This is a genomic window from Afipia broomeae ATCC 49717, from assembly GCF_000314675.2.
Classification (GTDB): Bacteria; Pseudomonadota; Alphaproteobacteria; order Rhizobiales; family Xanthobacteraceae; genus Afipia; species Afipia broomeae.
In genome coordinates this window covers 1989270-2004357 of sequence record NZ_KB375282.1, presented here as the reverse complement: position 1 = coordinate 2004357, position 15088 = coordinate 1989270, and the positions used below count along the sequence as shown (strand labels likewise).

The window sequence follows — 15088 nt, the reverse complement described above, 5'->3', positions numbered from 1 at the left end:
GGCAAGATCAGCTACGACAAGGCCGCGTTCGATTATCTCGCCGGCGGCGAGCATGTCACAGCGGTGTTCACCTTCAATGTGTCGTCGGGCCCGGATACGGTTCAGAAATCCATTACGGTCACCATCGATGGCGCAAACGACGCGCCGGTGATTGCGGTGACCGATCCGGCGCATGACACGGAGGGCAACACCGGCACTCCGGACCTCGCCGTGGTCACGGTTGCGGATCATGTTTCGATTACGGATGTCGATGCAAGCGACGTGCACGTTCGCTATGTGGCCGATACGCTGGCCTTCGACGCCGCCAATTCAAACGGTCCAGCGCCTGCCGGTGGCTCGCTGGCAGACCTGTTCACAGTCGATCCTGTCACCGGGAAGATCAGCTACGACAGGGCTGCGTTCGATTATCTCGCGGCTGGCGAGCATGTCACCGCAACGTTCACATTCGATGCTTCATCGGGCCCGGATACGGTTCAGAAATCCATTACCGTCACGATCGACGGCGAAAACGATGCTCCCACCGTTGACGCACCGCTGACCATCACCACGCAGGAAGGCAATGCGCCGGTCGTGCGGGACCTTCTTGCCGGTGCGTCCGACGTAGATAATAGCGATGCTCTTTCCGTCACCAACATCCGCTATTCTATCGATGGCGGACTGGAAACGGCCACAACTCCGCACGGCATTATTTTCCCTGACGCACACACGATCAACATCGACGCTGCGGCAATCCAGCATATCCCGGCCGGTGTGATCGAGACCATCGAGGTGCGCTACGATATCATGGACGGTCACGGCGGAACTGTTGCGCAGACCGAGACGATCACCATCACCGGTGTCAACGACCGGCCTGTCCTCGCTGCCGGCACCAATTTCTCGACGATCACCGAAGATCAGACGACGAACTCCGGCCAGCTGGTCAGTTCGTTCGCCACGGGCATTTCAGATCCCGACGACGGCGCGCTGAAGGGCGTCGCGATCACAGGCTATTCGAACCAGAACGGCCACTGGGAGTATTCGATCGACGGTGGATCGAGCTGGACGCAATTCGGGACATACTCCTCCGGCTCCGGTCTGCTTCTTGCGAGCGATGACAAGGTTCGTTTCGTTCCAAACGGAGAGAACGGCGGCACTGACACGCTGACCTATGTCGCTTGGGACCAGAGCTCCGGCTCGCATGGCCAGGCCGTCAACACCATGGTTCCGGGGCATACGGCTCCGTTCTCGGAAGACAGCCAGACCGCGTCGCTCACCGTAACGAGCATTAATGACGCCCCGGTCTTGAACGGGGACAACGTGTCGACCCTCGAACTGGGCGGCGGAGTCACAAAGGTGACGGGTATCGCCTTGTCCGATGTCGATGCAGGTGCTGATACGTTTACCGTGACAGCGACCGCCGATCACGGAACGGTCGCGACCGCAACCGGAAGCCAGCCGCTCGCAGGGGCGGGTGTCAGCGGGTCGTTCGCGGCCATCAGCAACATTTTCAACGACGGCGCTGTGTACACACCAGATAACGCCTCGCCGACGGACAAAGTGACGTTAACAGTTACAGACGGCCAGGGGGGAAGCGACACCCTCAACTTCGTTTTCAAACAGTACGCCCCCGGCGGCGTTACCCTGACGGGTACGACCGGAAAAGACATTATCTTTTCGAGCACCGGCGACGACACGATGACGGGCCTGGCCGGTAAGGACAACTTCGTGTTCGCACAGGTTTCCGGCCACGATACGATCATGGATTTCACATCCGGAACCGACAAGATCGATTTCAGGGCTCTTTCAGGTATGGATGCGAATGCGCTGACGACCCTGCTGACCAACGCCGATCACACCGGCGGCGATACGCTGCTTCACATCAACGGCACGACGGATACGTTGCTCTTGAAGGGCGTTGCCGCCCTGAATGCCAGCGATTTCATTCTCCATGCGTGATTTGAGAATGAGCCGGAAACATTAACTTCGATCATGTTTCCGGCTGCAATACATGCCCGTGTCGTGGCATGATAGGCCGGTCGCAGCGCCACATTTCATGAATTCCAGATTGGCTCCTGACAGCAGCCACGGCCAGGTATCGATGCAGCCCGCGAAGACATCACATCAGGGGCATTCGCCCCGTTCCGAACTGGGGACGGCGCTTCGCGCCTGCCGCAGCGCGTTTGTCGGTGTCGGCGTGATGAGCTTGGTCATCAACATTTTGTATCTCACCGGCTCGTTCTTCATGCTGGAGATTTACGACCGCGTGCTGCCGAGCCGCAGCATCCCGACGCTGGTCGGACTGATCGTGCTGGCAGGAGGTCTCTACCTCGTCCAGGGTATCCTCGATCTGATCCGCGGTCGCATTCTGATCCGCATCGGATCGGCGCTGGACGAGATGCTGAGCCGCCGGGTCTACGACATCGTGGTGCGGATGCCGCTCGTTATCGGTAACCGTAGCGAGGGACTTCAGCCGCTGCGCGATCTCGACAACGTCCGCTCCTTCCTGTCCGGAATGGGGCCGGGCGCGCTGTTCGATCTGCCATGGTTGCCGCTTTATCTCGCCATCTGCTTTGCCTTTCATCCGCTGATCGGCATCACCGCTCTGGCCGGCGCCATCATTCTGATCGCGCTGACCATACTGACAGAATACCTGACCCACGAGCCCATGAAGCGCTCGACGGGGCTGGCGATGCGGCGACAGGATCTTGCCCTCGCCAGCCGCCGGAATGCCGAGGTGCTCACCGCGATGGGCATGGCCGGACGCGTCGGCAAGCGATGGGATGAATCCAACCGCGACTATCTTGCGAGCAACCAGCGGGCGAGCGACGTCGCCGGCGGTCTTGGTGCCATCGCCAAGGTGATGCGCATGATGCTGCAATCGGCGGTGCTGGGCGTCGGAGCGTATCTCGTCATCAACCAGCAGGCGACGGCGGGCATCATTATTGCGGGGTCGATCCTGAGCGCCCGTGCACTGGCGCCTGTCGATCTTGCCATCGCGCATTGGAAGGGGTTCGTGGCGGCGCGCCAAAGCTGGCACCGGCTCAACCGTCTGCTCGGCATGTTGCCCGAACAGGCAGCGCCGACCCTGCTGGAGGCGCCGACATCCAGGCTCGCGGTTGAAACGCTTACCATCAGCCCGCCCGGCGAGCAGAAGGTCGTCGCTCAGGACGTTACGTTCGCGATCGAGGCCGGACAGGGCGTGGGAATTATCGGTCCCAGCGGGTCTGGTAAATCATCGCTGGTCCGCGCGCTGGTCGGCGTCTGGCAGCCCCTGCGCGGCAAGGTGCGGCTTGACGGTGCCGCGCTCGACCAATGGTCGCCCGAGATCCTTGGCCGCCATATCGGCTATCTGCCGCAGGACGTCGAACTTTTCGCCGGAACGATAGCCCAGAATATTTCCCGCTTCGAAGACAAGGCCTCGTCCGACGATATCATCGCGGCGGCGCGGGAAGCACGCGTCCACGATCTCATCATCAGCATGAAGGACGGCTACGATACCCAGATCGGCGATCAGGGCAACGTGCTGTCGGCCGGGCAGGCGCAACGGATCGCGCTGGCTCGCGCGCTTTATGGCAATCCGTTTCTCGTGGTGCTGGACGAGCCGAATTCCAACCTCGACAGCGAAGGCGATGTGGCGCTGAACAAGGCCATCCTCGGAGTCCGCGCGCGTGGCGGCGTCGTGGTTGTGGTCGCCCACCGTCCGATCGGAATTGAGAGTGTCGATCTTGTTCTGGTCATGAAGGACGGGCGGGTTCAGGCATTCGGGCCAAAAGACACCGTTCTCGGCCAGGTGCTGCAACGCCCGGCGACGCCACCACCCGCCATCAAGATCGTCTCCGACAAGGGAGGAGCTCAATCATGAAAGGGCCGACCCTCGCTGGAACCGAAAGCAAAGTCCGGGGCGTTTTGAATGCGCTGTTCTCGCCGCTGGACCGGCTCTCGATCTTCAAAAGTCTTGATAAACCCGGATCGCGCGGCTCGATCCGATTTCATCTGATCGTCGGACTCGTTGTCGTCACGCTGCTGACCTGCGGTATCGGCGGCTGGGCATCCACCGCGCAAATCTCCGGCGCGCTGATCGCGCCGGGCTCGATCGTGGTCGATTCCAACGTCAAGAAAGTTCAACACCCGACCGGCGGTGTCGTCGGCGAGGTGAGGGCGCGCGATGGCGACCGCGTCAAGGCCGGCGATGTCGTGGTGCGCCTCGACGACACTGTGACCAAGGCAAGCCTTGCGATTGTCACCAAGGGCCTCGACGGATTGCTGGCGCGCCGGGCGCGGTTGCTGGCGGAGCAGGATGGCGCAGAGCGCATTACGTTTCCACCGGAACTGATGGAGTCGTTCGCCAATCCCGATGTCCGGGCGTTGATCGGAAACGAGATCAAGCTGTTTCAGGTCCGCTCATCAGGCCGCATTGGTCAGAAGGCCCAGCTCAAGGAGCGCATCGCACAGCTCAAGGAGGAGATCGGCGGGCTGGAAGCGCAGGAAAACGCCAAGTCCCGCGAGATCGAACTCATTCAGAAAGAGCTGGTGGGCGTCCGCGATCTGTTCGCCAAGAACCTTGTGCAGATTTCACGGTTGACGGTGCTTGAGCGTGACGCGGCGCGGCTTGATGGCGACCGTGCGCAGTTTATCGCCCAGAAAGCGCAGGCGAAGGGCAAGATCACCGAAATCGAATTGCAGATCATCCAGATCGACAAGGACCTTTCCAGCGAAGTCTCCAAGGAGATGCGCGAGATCAACGACAAGATCGGCGAGTTTGTCGAGCGCAAGGTCACCGCCGAAGACCAACTCCGCCGCATCGACATTCGCGCGCCGCAGGACGGTATGGTGCTTCAGTCGACAGTCCACACCGTAGGCGGCGTCATCACCGCCGGCGACACCATCATGCTGATCGTCCCTGAGTCCGATAACCTGTCGGTCGAGGCCAAGGTGAACCCGCAGGACATCGATCAACTGAGGATCGGGCAAAAGACGCTGCTGCGGCTCTCGGCCTTCAACCAGCGCACCACACCGGAGTTGAACGGGACGGTCAGCCGGATCTCCCCCGACACCACCACGGACCAGCGCACCGGCCAGAGCTATTACACCATTCGCGTATCGATGCCGCCGGAAGAAGTGGCGAAGCTCGGGGATGTCAAATTGATCCCGGGCATGCCGGTCGAGGCCTTTGTGCAGACCGGCGAACGCACCATGATATCCTATCTCGCGAAGCCGCTGAGCGACCAGCTCATGCGCGCATTCCGCGAGAAGTGACGGTACCGGTTTTAGCGGCATGATGCGAGCGGCATTGAAATCGTCAGTCCGGTTGATTGCGCGTATCCGTTTGTACGCCAGGCAGTTCGGCTACGGCCGGCTGCTGGCCTTTCTGCTGCTGATAGCGTTTCTTGGCGTTCGGGTCGCTGATCCGATTCCGCTTGAAGAGCTGCGCGTCCGCGTCTTCGATGGATATCAAATTCTCAAGCCAAGGCAGACCACGCAACGTCCTGTCGTGATCATCGACATCGATGAAAAGAGCCTTGCGAAATACGGGCAATGGCCGTGGCCACGGACCCGTGTGGCCGATCTTGTTCAGCGGTTGACCGATCTCGGCGCGGCAGCCATTGCCTTCGATATCGTGTTCGCCGAAGCGGACCGGCTGTCGCCGGGACTGGCTGCGGATGCGTTTCGTGATCTGGACGAACAGAGCCGGATGAAGTTGCGGGCGCTGCCCAGCAACGATCAGGTGCTTGCGGATGTCCTGCGCAAATCACCCGCCGTTCTCGGCGAATCCGGCCTGCCAAAGTTCGTGCCCCAGCCGGAACTGAACCTGCCTTTGACAGGGTTGGCGACCTTGGGCGAGGATCCGCGTCCGTTCCTTCTCCAATTTCCTGGACTGCTCCGGAACATCCCGGTGCTCGAAGAGGCGGCCCCCGGGCGCGGACTGTTCACCATCCGCACCGAGCGCGACGGCATCGTCCGCCGGGTCCCGATGATCATGTTGGCGCAGGGTGAATTGATGCCCTCGCTGACGTTCGAGATGCTGCGCATTGTCACCAAAGCCGACACCATTCTTGTCAAGTCGGACGAGGCGGGCGTGAAGAGCGTCGCGGTCCCCGGCTTTGAACTTCCCACCGATCGCAACGGCCAGCTCTGGGTGCATTTCGCCAAGCACGATCCGGCGCGTTATGTGTCCGCGGCCGATGTACTGGAGGGCAAGGCCGGTGCCGACCTGATCTCGCGCAAGCTCATCCTGATCGGCACCTCTGCCGTCGGACTGCTGGATGTCAAGACCACTCCACTCGATCCGGTCATGCCGGGTGTGGAGGTCCATGCCCAGGTGCTTGAAAGCGCGCTGACCCGGACGGTGCTGTCGCAGCCGAACTACGCAATCGGCGCCGAGCTGCTGGCCGCGATCCTGTTCGGATTGGCTATTATCTGGCTTGCGCCCATTCTCAGCGCCGTCATGCTCGTCATCTTCGGTGGCGTGATCGTCGCCATCATGGTCGCTACGTCTTGGTATTTTTTCGCCGAACACCGATTGCTGTTCGACTTCACATTCCCGTTGATTGCAAGCACGTCGATTTATCTCGTGCTGGTGTTCAGCAGTTATTTCCGCGAGCAGGCCCAGCGCCGCCGCATCCGCTCGGCCTTCGGTCAGTACCTGTCGCCGGCGCTTGTCGAGCAACTGGCGCAGTCGCCGGAAAAGCTGGTGCTCGGCGGCGAGGAGCGGGACATGACCATCATGTTCAGCGACGTGCGCGGTTTCACCACTATCTCGGAGTCATTCAAGAGCGACCCCCAGGGCCTGACGTCGCTGATGAACAGGTTTCTGACGCCGCTGACCAACGCAATCCTCGATCGCAAGGGCACCATCGACAAGTACATGGGTGATGCCATCATGGCGTTCTGGAATGCGCCGTTGAGCGATCAGCAGCATCAGATCAACGCCTGCAATGCGGCGCTCGACATGATCGATCGCATCGAAGTGCTGAATGTCGAACGCGAGCGCGAAGCGAATGAAGCCGGCAAGCCGTTTATCCCGATGAAAGTCGGTATCGGCTTGAACACGGGCACCTGCGTCGTCGGAAACATGGGATCGAATTTGCGTTTCGATTATTCGGTGCTGGGTGACAGCGTGAACCTTGCCTCGCGGCTCGAGGGACAGTCGAAGTCCTACGGCGTGCCTATCATCGCGGGCTCCGCGACGGCGCTGGCGGCCAAGGACAAGTTCGCAATTCTCGAACTCGACTTCATCACCGTGAAGGGCAAGAAGGAGCCCGAGGTGATTTATGCGATCGTGGGGCGGGAGGAGGTCGCAAATTCCGGACAGTTTCAACGGCTTCGCAATCTCTCCATCGAGATGCTGGCGTGTTATCGCAGCCGCGACTGGGAGGGGGCGCTTGCTGCGATTGCGAAAGCGCGTATTGCCGACGAAGCAAAGACCTTCACCACGCTGTACGACCTCTATTTCGAGCGTATCAAGGCGTTCCAGGAAACCCCGCCACCGGATGACTGGAACGGCGTCTTCGCCCTGACAACCAAATGATGGGTGAGGCAAAACGCCGCCGCGCTACCCATCGCGGTCCGGCATGGCAAGCCATTTTTTTGGTGAACAGTGCGCGGTATCGTGTTGGTGAAGATGACAGCGGCATGCAATTCTCCCGAAGGGTTCATTGAGTTTTTTTATGCCGACCACAATGTCCGTGCGTTTCTGGGGTGTTCGTGGGAGCATTCCGTGTCCAGGCCCCAATACCGTGCGGTATGGCGGCAATACGTCATGCGTCGAAGTTCGCTGCGGTGACCATCGTTTGGTCTTCGATGCAGGATCGGGACTGCGCATGCTCGGTCTCGAACTGGCGGAAGAAGCAGAGCCGACCGACATCGATTTGTTTTTGAGTCACTGCCATATCGATCATTTGATTGGCCTTCCATTCTTCGTGCCGGCCTTCATGACCGGAAACCGGTTGCGTCTCTGGGCTGGTAATCTGAAGGCCGCAGGCGGTGTGCAGGAAACCGTCCGGAAGCTGATGAGCTATCCATTGTTTCCAATCGAACTGGAAGCCGCCCATGGCAAGGTCGAATTCACCGACTTCGAACCGGGTGACATTCTGACACCGCGGCCGGGCATCAAAGTGATGACTGCGGCGCTCAATCATCCCGGCGGTGCAACTGGATACCGCGTCGAGTTTGGCGGTCGCGCCATGGCCTACATCACAGACACCGAACTCAGTGCCGATGAAATCGATCCGGGGCTGGTCGAACTCGCACGGGACGCGTCGATTGTCATCATCGACACGACATACACCGACGAGGAGTTGCCCGAGCATGTCGGCTGGGGGCACTCAAGCTGGCAGCAGGCCGTCCGCCTGGCCAATGAAGCGGGGGTTGGCAAGCTCTATCTGTTTCACCACGATCCCGAACACGACGATGACGAGATGGACCGTATTGCCGCTGCCGCCGCGAAGGCGCGGCCGGGGACCGTGGTAGCAAGGGAAGGGCTGTCAATTGAGATTTGAGCGGAGCGCATGTTTTGGCAGCGCGCTCAGCATGGATTTTGGCACAAGACCTGGGTCAGATTAACACATCGGCCGATCCGTGTTCCAAATCCGGCGTTCGCTTCGTTTTACAGCACGTTCGTTACGAACGTCGAATTTTAAGGGACACCGGAAGAATATATAATTTTGGTGTGGTTTTGGTTCGCAAGTCCGCTGTCGGGGCGCGCCGGATAACCATGCGGACTTGCGAACCACCACGCCGGAACCGTTGTCGCATAAGGCGCGGCGCGGCATAATTGATACCAGATTTCCTTTAGCATCAGGTTGATTCCGATGGATATGTCAGGACTCGTTTCCGGCGCCGGCGGCTTTATCGCGTCCGCGTTTGTGGTGGCCGGATACACCATGCGGACGATGATCCCGCTTCGCATCTTCGGCATTCTCACCAACGTTCTGCTCATCGGATTTTCAGTGGTTCATCATCACTATCCGGTGATGGTGCTGCACATGATCCTGCTGCCGCTTAACGTCTACCGGCTGCGGGAAATGCTGCTGCTGGTCCGCGAAGTAAAGAAGTCGGTCAACAGCGATCTCTCCATGGCGTGGCTGAAGCCGTTCATGACCGAGCGCAAATGCAAGGCCGGCGAGATACTTTTCTACAAGTACGAGAAGGCCGAGGAGATGTTCTACATCGTCAGCGGACGTTTCCGGCTTGTGGAGTCGGGGATCGAACTGCCGAAGGGCGCCATCGTCGGCGAACTCGGCATGCTCTCGCCGTCCAACAAGCGGACTCAAACGCTGGAATGCCTTGAGGGCGGGATCATCCTTAGCGTGACCTATCAAAAGGTCGAGGAGCTCTACGTCCAAAATCCCGCATTCGGCTTTTACTTCCTGAGGCTGGTCAGCGCGCGGCTATTCCAGAATCTCGGAAAGCTGGAGGCGCAGCTTGCCGAAACCGGTGCACAGGCGACCTCGTGAAGATTCGAGTCAAAGTTCCGCCGTCGCCGTTCCGGTTGCTGAAGGAACGATATTTCGGCGAAGAGACACGAAATCCGCGAGTCGCCCGCGCGGCGCTGGCGCGGCTGGTGCCCCAGTTGTCTGCAGACGTGGCTCCCATTGTCAGCCAAGCCGTCCATTCGCTGATCGATTATCAGGACCCGGATTATGCGCTGGCGTATCTTGAGCGGATCGAACGGTATGTCGGTCCAGCCGCGCACCATGTGCCTAACCTGGCGGAACTGGCGCAGTTGTTGTCGGACCGGATGCATTTCGAGGATCCGATCCGCATCGCAGAATTGAAGCTGGCGGAAGCGGGCGGCGCGACTGCCGAACCCAACCCGCTGTCCGTCGATCGGGTTGAAAAATTCCGCTGGGACGAGGTCATCCCGATGCTTCCGCCGAAGGCGGCAGCGCCGGCTCTCGATCTGTTTCAGCGCCTGCGTCTGGCAAAGCTCGCACGCCGAAGTGTCACATTGCGGTTTAGTTCGAGAACCAGATTCAAGCTTCAACGATTGAAGTGGCTGGCCGCGGCGCGGATCACACGCCCCTTTTCCGAGCGCTTCAAGCTGGAGCGGGTGTGGGTGGAGCGATGGCTGCACATGGTCGATCGCAGTCTGGTGAAGCAGCCGGAAGCGACCGTCGCGATTGTGAGAACCGCCAACCTCATTAAGGGACACGGCGATACCTATCAGAACGGGTTGGCCGAATGGAATGTTATCATCGACCGTCTGGTGAAACCGACATGCGACGGAGATCTCCCGCTCCCGAGGCTCGGCGACGCCATTCAGGAGGCGCGCGAAGCGGCCATCGGCGAACAAGGGCAAAGCCGCCTGTTGAATGTTGTTGAACAGTTAAGGGCGCAGGCACTGGCACATGGGTGAGCCCGGATGCGCCGATGGCCTACCGCCAAAAACTACATTAGAGTTACGCCGGACGTGCGGTGCCCGGCATGATTTTCGCCGCAGCACGCACGGATAATAGGGGTCAATCGATGAAGAAATTTCGTGGATTCTTTCTTGGAGTTATGCCGGTTCTGGCGCTGACTGTCTCCGCCGGTCTTTCCGGAGCGCGCGCAGCGGACGACATCAAGCTCAGCAGCAACCAGCGTATATCCTGCGGCCGCGGACTGAACGCCGGCAAGCTTCAAAACATTTCCTGCAAATCATTTGCTTACATTTTTAATACGAAGACATCCGAATTCTATCGCTGCCAGGTCAGCGTCGGCGTCACCCGCGACAACAAGGAAGTTCTCAAGGTCGATACCGACGGCGATTGTAAATTGAAGGCGCGTATCTTCCCCAGCGATTCCAGCTACCAGTTCGATGCGACTGAAACCGAACCACCCAATACGAATTCATTCTTTGGGTCTGGTGGGACCGCGATCTGGGTCAGCGACAGCACCAAGCTCAGCGCCAAGGGCTGCATTCTGCTAAGCGTCGGCGTCGGACCGGATGTCCTGAAATGTGTGGACATGACGTTCAACAAATAGGACGTCGAAAGTCTACCTCTTCAGAAAGATCGCCAGAACGATCAGGCCAATAACAACGGCAACGCCGATCGCCCAGGTCGAGAGCCGGATGTCACTCTTCAGCTCGCGCTTGGCTTCGTTCTCGGCGATTTTTTGATTACGCTTTCGATTGTCCTGTTCCGGATCGCTCACGGCTTCTCCTGATCTTCGCTAGGCGCTGAGGCATGATCTGGTCCCCGAAAAGGCGACCTCATAAGCAGTGTAACCGGCATAACGAGGAATCCGCAAAGAACAAACGAAGGTGACATCATTCGGTGACGGATACATACCGCTCTTCCTTCGGCGATGGCATCGAACCGCAACACGCATACGTGATTTCGGGCCGATGCCAAGATGTCCAGAAACCGGCCTAAGATAGAGCCAATTCTCCGACCTGCGATCAGGCGAACCGCGTTGGCTTGAGCCGGGACCCGCGCTGGTGTCTCATGCGGCCAACACGAATCGAGGACAACATGCGTTACCTTTATCTTGCGCCGCTGGCGCTCACCGGTTTCTTTTTTCTCGGTCAGGCTCCGGCCCATGCGACCGAATACCCCTATTGCATGACCTATGCGTCGGGCTGGAGCGGTGCAATCGAGCAATGCGATTACTCCACGATGGCCCAATGTCAGGCGAGCACTGGTGGCCTGAACGGGTCTTGCGCTCCGAACTGGCGCTTGGCGTTTCGCCGTGGCGCCGCCGCTTATCCCGTTGAGGTCGAGCCAGCCACCACGAGCGGCAAACGCAACCGTCGCTGAGGTTTACCTGGGCATCGAAGGACAATGGCGGAGAGGGGAAGGATTCGAACCTCCGACACGGTTGCCCGTGTACCGCACGCGGTGCCTTAAGCCACTCAGCCACCTCTCCGTTAGTAGAAACTGACACAGGGACGCATCAGGTGCGCCCCCTGAACTCCACGCCAATGATCTTGTCCTTCCGCCAGATCAACCGGCAGTGCTTCACCTTTCGCACGTCACCCGTCAGCGCCAGGCTGAGGTTGTTTCCGATCGGCCCGGTATCGATGAGCTTGATGCGCGCACCACCCGACGACAGATCCAGGATAGTGCAATTGCGTTTCGCAAATCCCCCGTCAAGCAGCATCCACGCGTCGTGCCGCGTGGTGTGGCGGGGCTTGCGGGATTCTTTTCTGAAAACAGCCATTGGCTTCGCTCCGTGATCGAAGCGTATTCCTACCGGGCGAAAGTTTCGGAAAATTTGAATCAAAGCACGAATGCCGGGACGCGCCTTTAATCCTTGATTAACCAGAGCCAATTGAGACAGAAGCCCGGAAAGCAACGGCTTGCCTGACGTCAGCGGCGGGCGGTCCGACTTGGAACCGCCTCCGTATCCGGTGCGTTGGGTTGCAGGAGGAGCCCTCCGGTGACCGGCAGTCATATTAGTGGAACGACCAAGGCTGAGCGACACGAGCGGTCGCGCGTGGTCCGCGGCGCGATCATTTTCATGACCATTGGTGTCGGCCTGGTGGCTCTGGTTTTTATTGCGTTGCAATCGTTCGGGATCAAGCAAGAACAACCCGAAGCTTCGCTCGCATGTGCAACAAAACTCTACAGCCCCTATGATCCCAAGAACCTCGAGCAATGCATGGCCGTCTGTCAGGCCTGTAGCGCAGGGGTGAAGACGACATGCTCCACGTCATGCACCCTCAGGGGCGCGCGGTAAGGGCTGCCGGCCGCTACGTCAAAGCGTGGGCGCAAGACCTGCCGCTCCGACCTATAGCCGCGACGAACCGGTCCGGAGCCTGGCCACTTGCGCGGATTCTTTTCTCGTTTTCTTATGAGCGGAATTGCCCGCAACAATCTGAATGCGTGGAGGCCGGGCAGGGTGAGGGACTGAATGAAACGATACATCATCTTCGCAGCCATAGGACCGTTGGTGGCAGGCTTTTTCCTTCTCGTTCTCGGAACACCGGAAGGTTACTGGGACGGAGCCGATGTTGTGAAGAAACTGTTCAAGGTCCTGCTGATGACAATCCCCTACAACTACCTGTTCGGGATCATCCCGGCGCTGATGATCGGCGCTGTCGACGACATTCTCTTCCATGTCAGGAGAATTGGTACGGTCCCTCGGATGTTCCTCACCGGTCTCGTCGCATTTTGCGCAACGGCAATTCTTTACGGCACGCTAGGGAGCGAGACGGGGCTCAAGCACTATCTGCTCTACGGACTTGTCGGATTTGTCCCGGCGACGATCTCGTCCTGGCTGGCGCACAGGTTCGACAAGCAACCCGGCGTGCCACTGCCAGCGTGAGACCGTCGCCTATACCAGCGGCGGCACGAGAACGGTTTTGCTCAGCGGTTTTCCCAGCCATGCACCATACGACATCACGCATCTGGGCTCCGAGGGGCTGCAACTCACGTACAACGACACCACGATCGATCTGCTGAACGCAGACTGCCGATGCAACGCTGGTGCATGCGAATGTGTTCGGGTGGCCCCATCGATATCAAGCTTCACGGTGTCCATTCGCTGACGGCCGGCGACTTTATCGTTGCTTGATGAACCAGAGTTAGGCGCGGCCCGGGACGGGTTGCCCGACAAGGCGCCAACATCCAATGGTCAATCAAGGAGCGCCCTTTCGGGGCAATCACCTCTTTCGCTGCCTCTTCCGCTTTGCTAAGTGCTGGTGTTCAGAGCGCAGGAAGGGTGGCCGAGTGGTTTAAGGCACCGGTCTTGAAAACCGGCGTGCCTGCAAGGGCACCGTGGGTTCGAATCCCACCCCTTCCGCCATCATTCCGCGTAAGCGATATCTCACACGGTCCGCGCCGGCATAGTTACGGCGTCTGCCAGACATTACACCCGTCAAAACCAAAACCCGGCGCAAGGCCGGGTTTAAGTTTCAACGCAGGAGGATGCTTACGCTATCAGTACTTGGCGACGACCGGGCCGCCCCAATTGAAGTGTGTCACGCACCGGCAACAGGGGCGGCAAAAGCGCGCCTGCCGAACGCCGCCCTCAAGCGGTCAGGTTCGGCCAGGCGGCGACCACAGGTTGTCTGGACGTCCCACAAAATCAATCTCCGGTTTACCACCTCGCGCTTCAGAGCGTTTTCGGCATGGAAGCAATGAGTTAAGGTAAGCGGCGTATGAGTGCCATCATCCGGCCTCGCGGTGCCCGGTAGGCAAGCGGCCGCGAAAGATGCTATTTGGGGTTCTATGGGGATTTGGGTCACGGAATCGGGCGGGGCGGCCGCGCGTATCGCGGCAGCGGGAGCCTTGTGCCTGCTGGTCGCCAATTGCGCCTCGTCGAACAAGCTCTCCAGCCGTGTCGACCCCAAATACGGCGTCTCCAGCAGTCCTCGCGTGGTCGATTTCGGCGAGGCTGTCCCACGGGGCGGCGGCACTTATCGCGTCGGCAAGCCTTATGTCGTCGCCGGCCGGACCTACGTTCCCGAAGAAAACCCGAACTATCGCGCCGAAGGAATGGCTTCTTGGTACGGCGATGCCTTCCACGGCCGCCTGACCGCCAATGGCGAAGTGTTCGACATGACGTCGCTCACCGCCGCCCATCCGACCATGCCGCTGCCGAGCTACGCGCGCGTCACCAATCTGGCCAACGGCAAATCGGTCGTCGTCCGCGTCAACGATCGCGGGCCGTATCATGGCAACCGGCTCATCGACGTCTCCAACACCGCCGCCAAGCTGCTCGAATTCCGCGAAAACGGCATTGGCCGGGTCCGGGTCGAGTATGTCGGCCGCGCGCCGCTGGAAGGATCGGACGACCGCCAGTTGATGGCGACGCTGCGGACCGGCGAACCTGCGCCCGCACCATCGACCGTGCGCGTCGCCTCGGCCCGCGCCTTCATCCCGGACATGACGCCTTCACCCTCCCGCGGGGTGACCCGGGGTGACGTTCCGCTGCCCACCGGGCGGCCCTATACACTCGGCAATACACAGGAAGACCTGGCTGCGGCAGGGGCATCCGAGGTCTCGGCGTCGCGCGCCGCGCGGCCTGGCGGACGCCGCTTCCAGCGCAGTGCTCCGGCTGAGGTCGAGGAGGCTGCCGAGGAAGCTCCCGCGACGACAAGGCCGGTTGCGGCCTATGCGCCAGCATCTCGCGACAACAGCCTCTACCTGATGTCCGGCCGCGGGCTCTACTGAGCCCCACG

General features: G+C 60.0%; 13 protein-coding genes and 2 tRNA genes. 12 read left to right on the top strand and 3 right to left on the bottom strand.

Annotated elements, in window-relative coordinates; all coding sequences use genetic code 11:
• The 8 genes from HMPREF9695_RS26640 to HMPREF9695_RS09225 all read left to right on the top strand — a co-directional run.
• Positions 1–1935: VCBS domain-containing protein (locus HMPREF9695_RS26640; protein ID WP_006020584.1), on the top strand; the 1935-nt coding region annotated here is incomplete at its 5' end.
• A 142-nt stretch (positions 1936–2077) separates the two neighbouring features.
• A complete protein-coding gene (locus HMPREF9695_RS09255) occupies positions 2078–3841 on the top strand; it encodes a type I secretion system permease/ATPase (RefSeq protein ID WP_006020583.1) in 1764 nt (587 codons plus the stop codon).
• Positions 3838–5235 (top strand): HlyD family type I secretion periplasmic adaptor subunit, encoded by a 1398-nt coding sequence (locus tag HMPREF9695_RS09250; RefSeq protein WP_006020582.1) that lies wholly within the window; start codon positions 3838–3840, stop codon positions 5233–5235. The genes HMPREF9695_RS09255 and HMPREF9695_RS09250 overlap by 4 nt, the downstream gene beginning before the upstream one ends.
• A 19-nt stretch (positions 5236–5254) precedes the next feature.
• Positions 5255–7507 carry a CHASE2 domain-containing protein gene (locus HMPREF9695_RS09245; protein WP_006020581.1) on the top strand — a complete coding sequence of 751 codons (2253 nt, stop codon included), beginning with the start codon at positions 5255–5257 and terminating at the stop codon, positions 7505–7507.
• Between the two features lie 139 nt (positions 7508–7646).
• Positions 7647–8477 carry an MBL fold metallo-hydrolase gene (locus tag HMPREF9695_RS09240; protein WP_006020580.1) on the top strand — a complete coding sequence of 277 codons (831 nt, stop codon included), beginning with the start codon at positions 7647–7649 and terminating at the stop codon, positions 8475–8477.
• Between the two features lie 312 nt (positions 8478–8789).
• Positions 8790–9434 carry a Crp/Fnr family transcriptional regulator gene (locus tag HMPREF9695_RS09235; protein WP_006020579.1) on the top strand — a complete coding sequence of 215 codons (645 nt, stop codon included), beginning with the start codon at positions 8790–8792 and terminating at the stop codon, positions 9432–9434.
• Complete coding sequence (locus HMPREF9695_RS09230) at positions 9431–10336, top strand: DUF6537 domain-containing protein (protein WP_006020578.1); 906 nt, start codon at positions 9431–9433, stop codon at positions 10334–10336. Before HMPREF9695_RS09235 ends, HMPREF9695_RS09230 begins: the two co-directional genes overlap by 4 nt.
• A gap of 110 nt (positions 10337–10446) precedes the next feature.
• The gene (locus HMPREF9695_RS09225) at positions 10447–10944 is read left to right on the top strand and encodes a hypothetical protein (protein ID WP_006020577.1); all 498 of its coding nucleotides are present in this window, start codon (positions 10447–10449) and stop codon (positions 10942–10944) included.
• Positions 10945–10956: 12 nt separating this feature from the next.
• On the opposite strand, the gene HMPREF9695_RS26635 is transcribed toward HMPREF9695_RS09225, so the two are convergent.
• Positions 10957–11115: a hypothetical protein gene (locus tag HMPREF9695_RS26635; protein WP_006020576.1), complete on the bottom strand. Its 159-nt coding sequence runs from the start codon at positions 11113–11115 to the stop codon at positions 10957–10959.
• A 320-nt stretch (positions 11116–11435) separates the two neighbouring features.
• Between HMPREF9695_RS26635 and HMPREF9695_RS09220 the strand changes: the two genes are divergently transcribed.
• Complete coding sequence (locus HMPREF9695_RS09220) at positions 11436–11720, top strand: DUF3551 domain-containing protein (protein ID WP_006020575.1); 285 nt, start codon at positions 11436–11438, stop codon at positions 11718–11720.
• A gap of 25 nt (positions 11721–11745) precedes the next feature.
• Here the strand turns inward: HMPREF9695_RS09220 and HMPREF9695_RS09215 are convergent.
• Together HMPREF9695_RS09215 and HMPREF9695_RS26930 are read right to left on the bottom strand one after the other, a co-directional pair.
• Positions 11746–11829: transfer RNA gene (locus HMPREF9695_RS09215), tRNA-OTHER, on the bottom strand.
• Between the two features lie 27 nt (positions 11830–11856).
• A complete protein-coding gene (locus tag HMPREF9695_RS26930; RefSeq protein ID WP_245258733.1) occupies positions 11857–12489 on the bottom strand; it encodes a PilZ domain-containing protein in 633 nt (210 codons plus the stop codon).
• Between the two features lie 327 nt (positions 12490–12816).
• On the opposite strand from HMPREF9695_RS26930, the gene HMPREF9695_RS09200 reads away from it, so the two are divergent.
• From HMPREF9695_RS09200 to HMPREF9695_RS09190, 3 genes are all read left to right on the top strand, one after another.
• The gene (locus tag HMPREF9695_RS09200; RefSeq protein WP_006020572.1) at positions 12817–13230 is read left to right on the top strand and encodes a DUF5413 family protein; all 414 of its coding nucleotides are present in this window, start codon (positions 12817–12819) and stop codon (positions 13228–13230) included.
• Between the two features lie 390 nt (positions 13231–13620).
• Positions 13621–13710 (top strand) — tRNA-Ser (locus HMPREF9695_RS09195).
• 425 nt (positions 13711–14135) lie between these two features.
• Positions 14136–15080, top strand: a complete 945-nt coding sequence (locus HMPREF9695_RS09190) for a septal ring lytic transglycosylase RlpA family protein (protein ID WP_006020571.1) — start codon at positions 14136–14138, stop codon at positions 15078–15080.
• Positions 15081–15088 lie beyond the last annotated feature (8 nt).

Coding starts and splice junctions, on each gene's coding strand:
- HMPREF9695_RS09245 (WP_006020581.1), top strand. CDS start 5,255: ATGATGCGAGCGGCATTGAAATCGTCAGTCCGGTTGATTGCGCGTATC.
- HMPREF9695_RS09225 (WP_006020577.1), top strand. CDS start 10,447: ATGAAGAAATTTCGTGGATTCTTTCTTGGAGTTATGCCGGTTCTGGCG.
- HMPREF9695_RS09250 (WP_006020582.1), top strand. CDS start 3,838: ATGAAAGGGCCGACCCTCGCTGGAACCGAAAGCAAAGTCCGGGGCGTT.
- HMPREF9695_RS09200 (WP_006020572.1), top strand. CDS start 12,817: ATGAAACGATACATCATCTTCGCAGCCATAGGACCGTTGGTGGCAGGC.
- HMPREF9695_RS09220 (WP_006020575.1), top strand. CDS start 11,436: ATGCGTTACCTTTATCTTGCGCCGCTGGCGCTCACCGGTTTCTTTTTT.
- HMPREF9695_RS09255 (WP_006020583.1), top strand. CDS start 2,078: ATGCAGCCCGCGAAGACATCACATCAGGGGCATTCGCCCCGTTCCGAA.
- HMPREF9695_RS09190 (WP_006020571.1), top strand. CDS start 14,136: ATGGGGATTTGGGTCACGGAATCGGGCGGGGCGGCCGCGCGTATCGCG.
- HMPREF9695_RS09235 (WP_006020579.1), top strand. CDS start 8,790: ATGGATATGTCAGGACTCGTTTCCGGCGCCGGCGGCTTTATCGCGTCC.
- HMPREF9695_RS09240 (WP_006020580.1), top strand. CDS start 7,647: ATGCCGACCACAATGTCCGTGCGTTTCTGGGGTGTTCGTGGGAGCATT.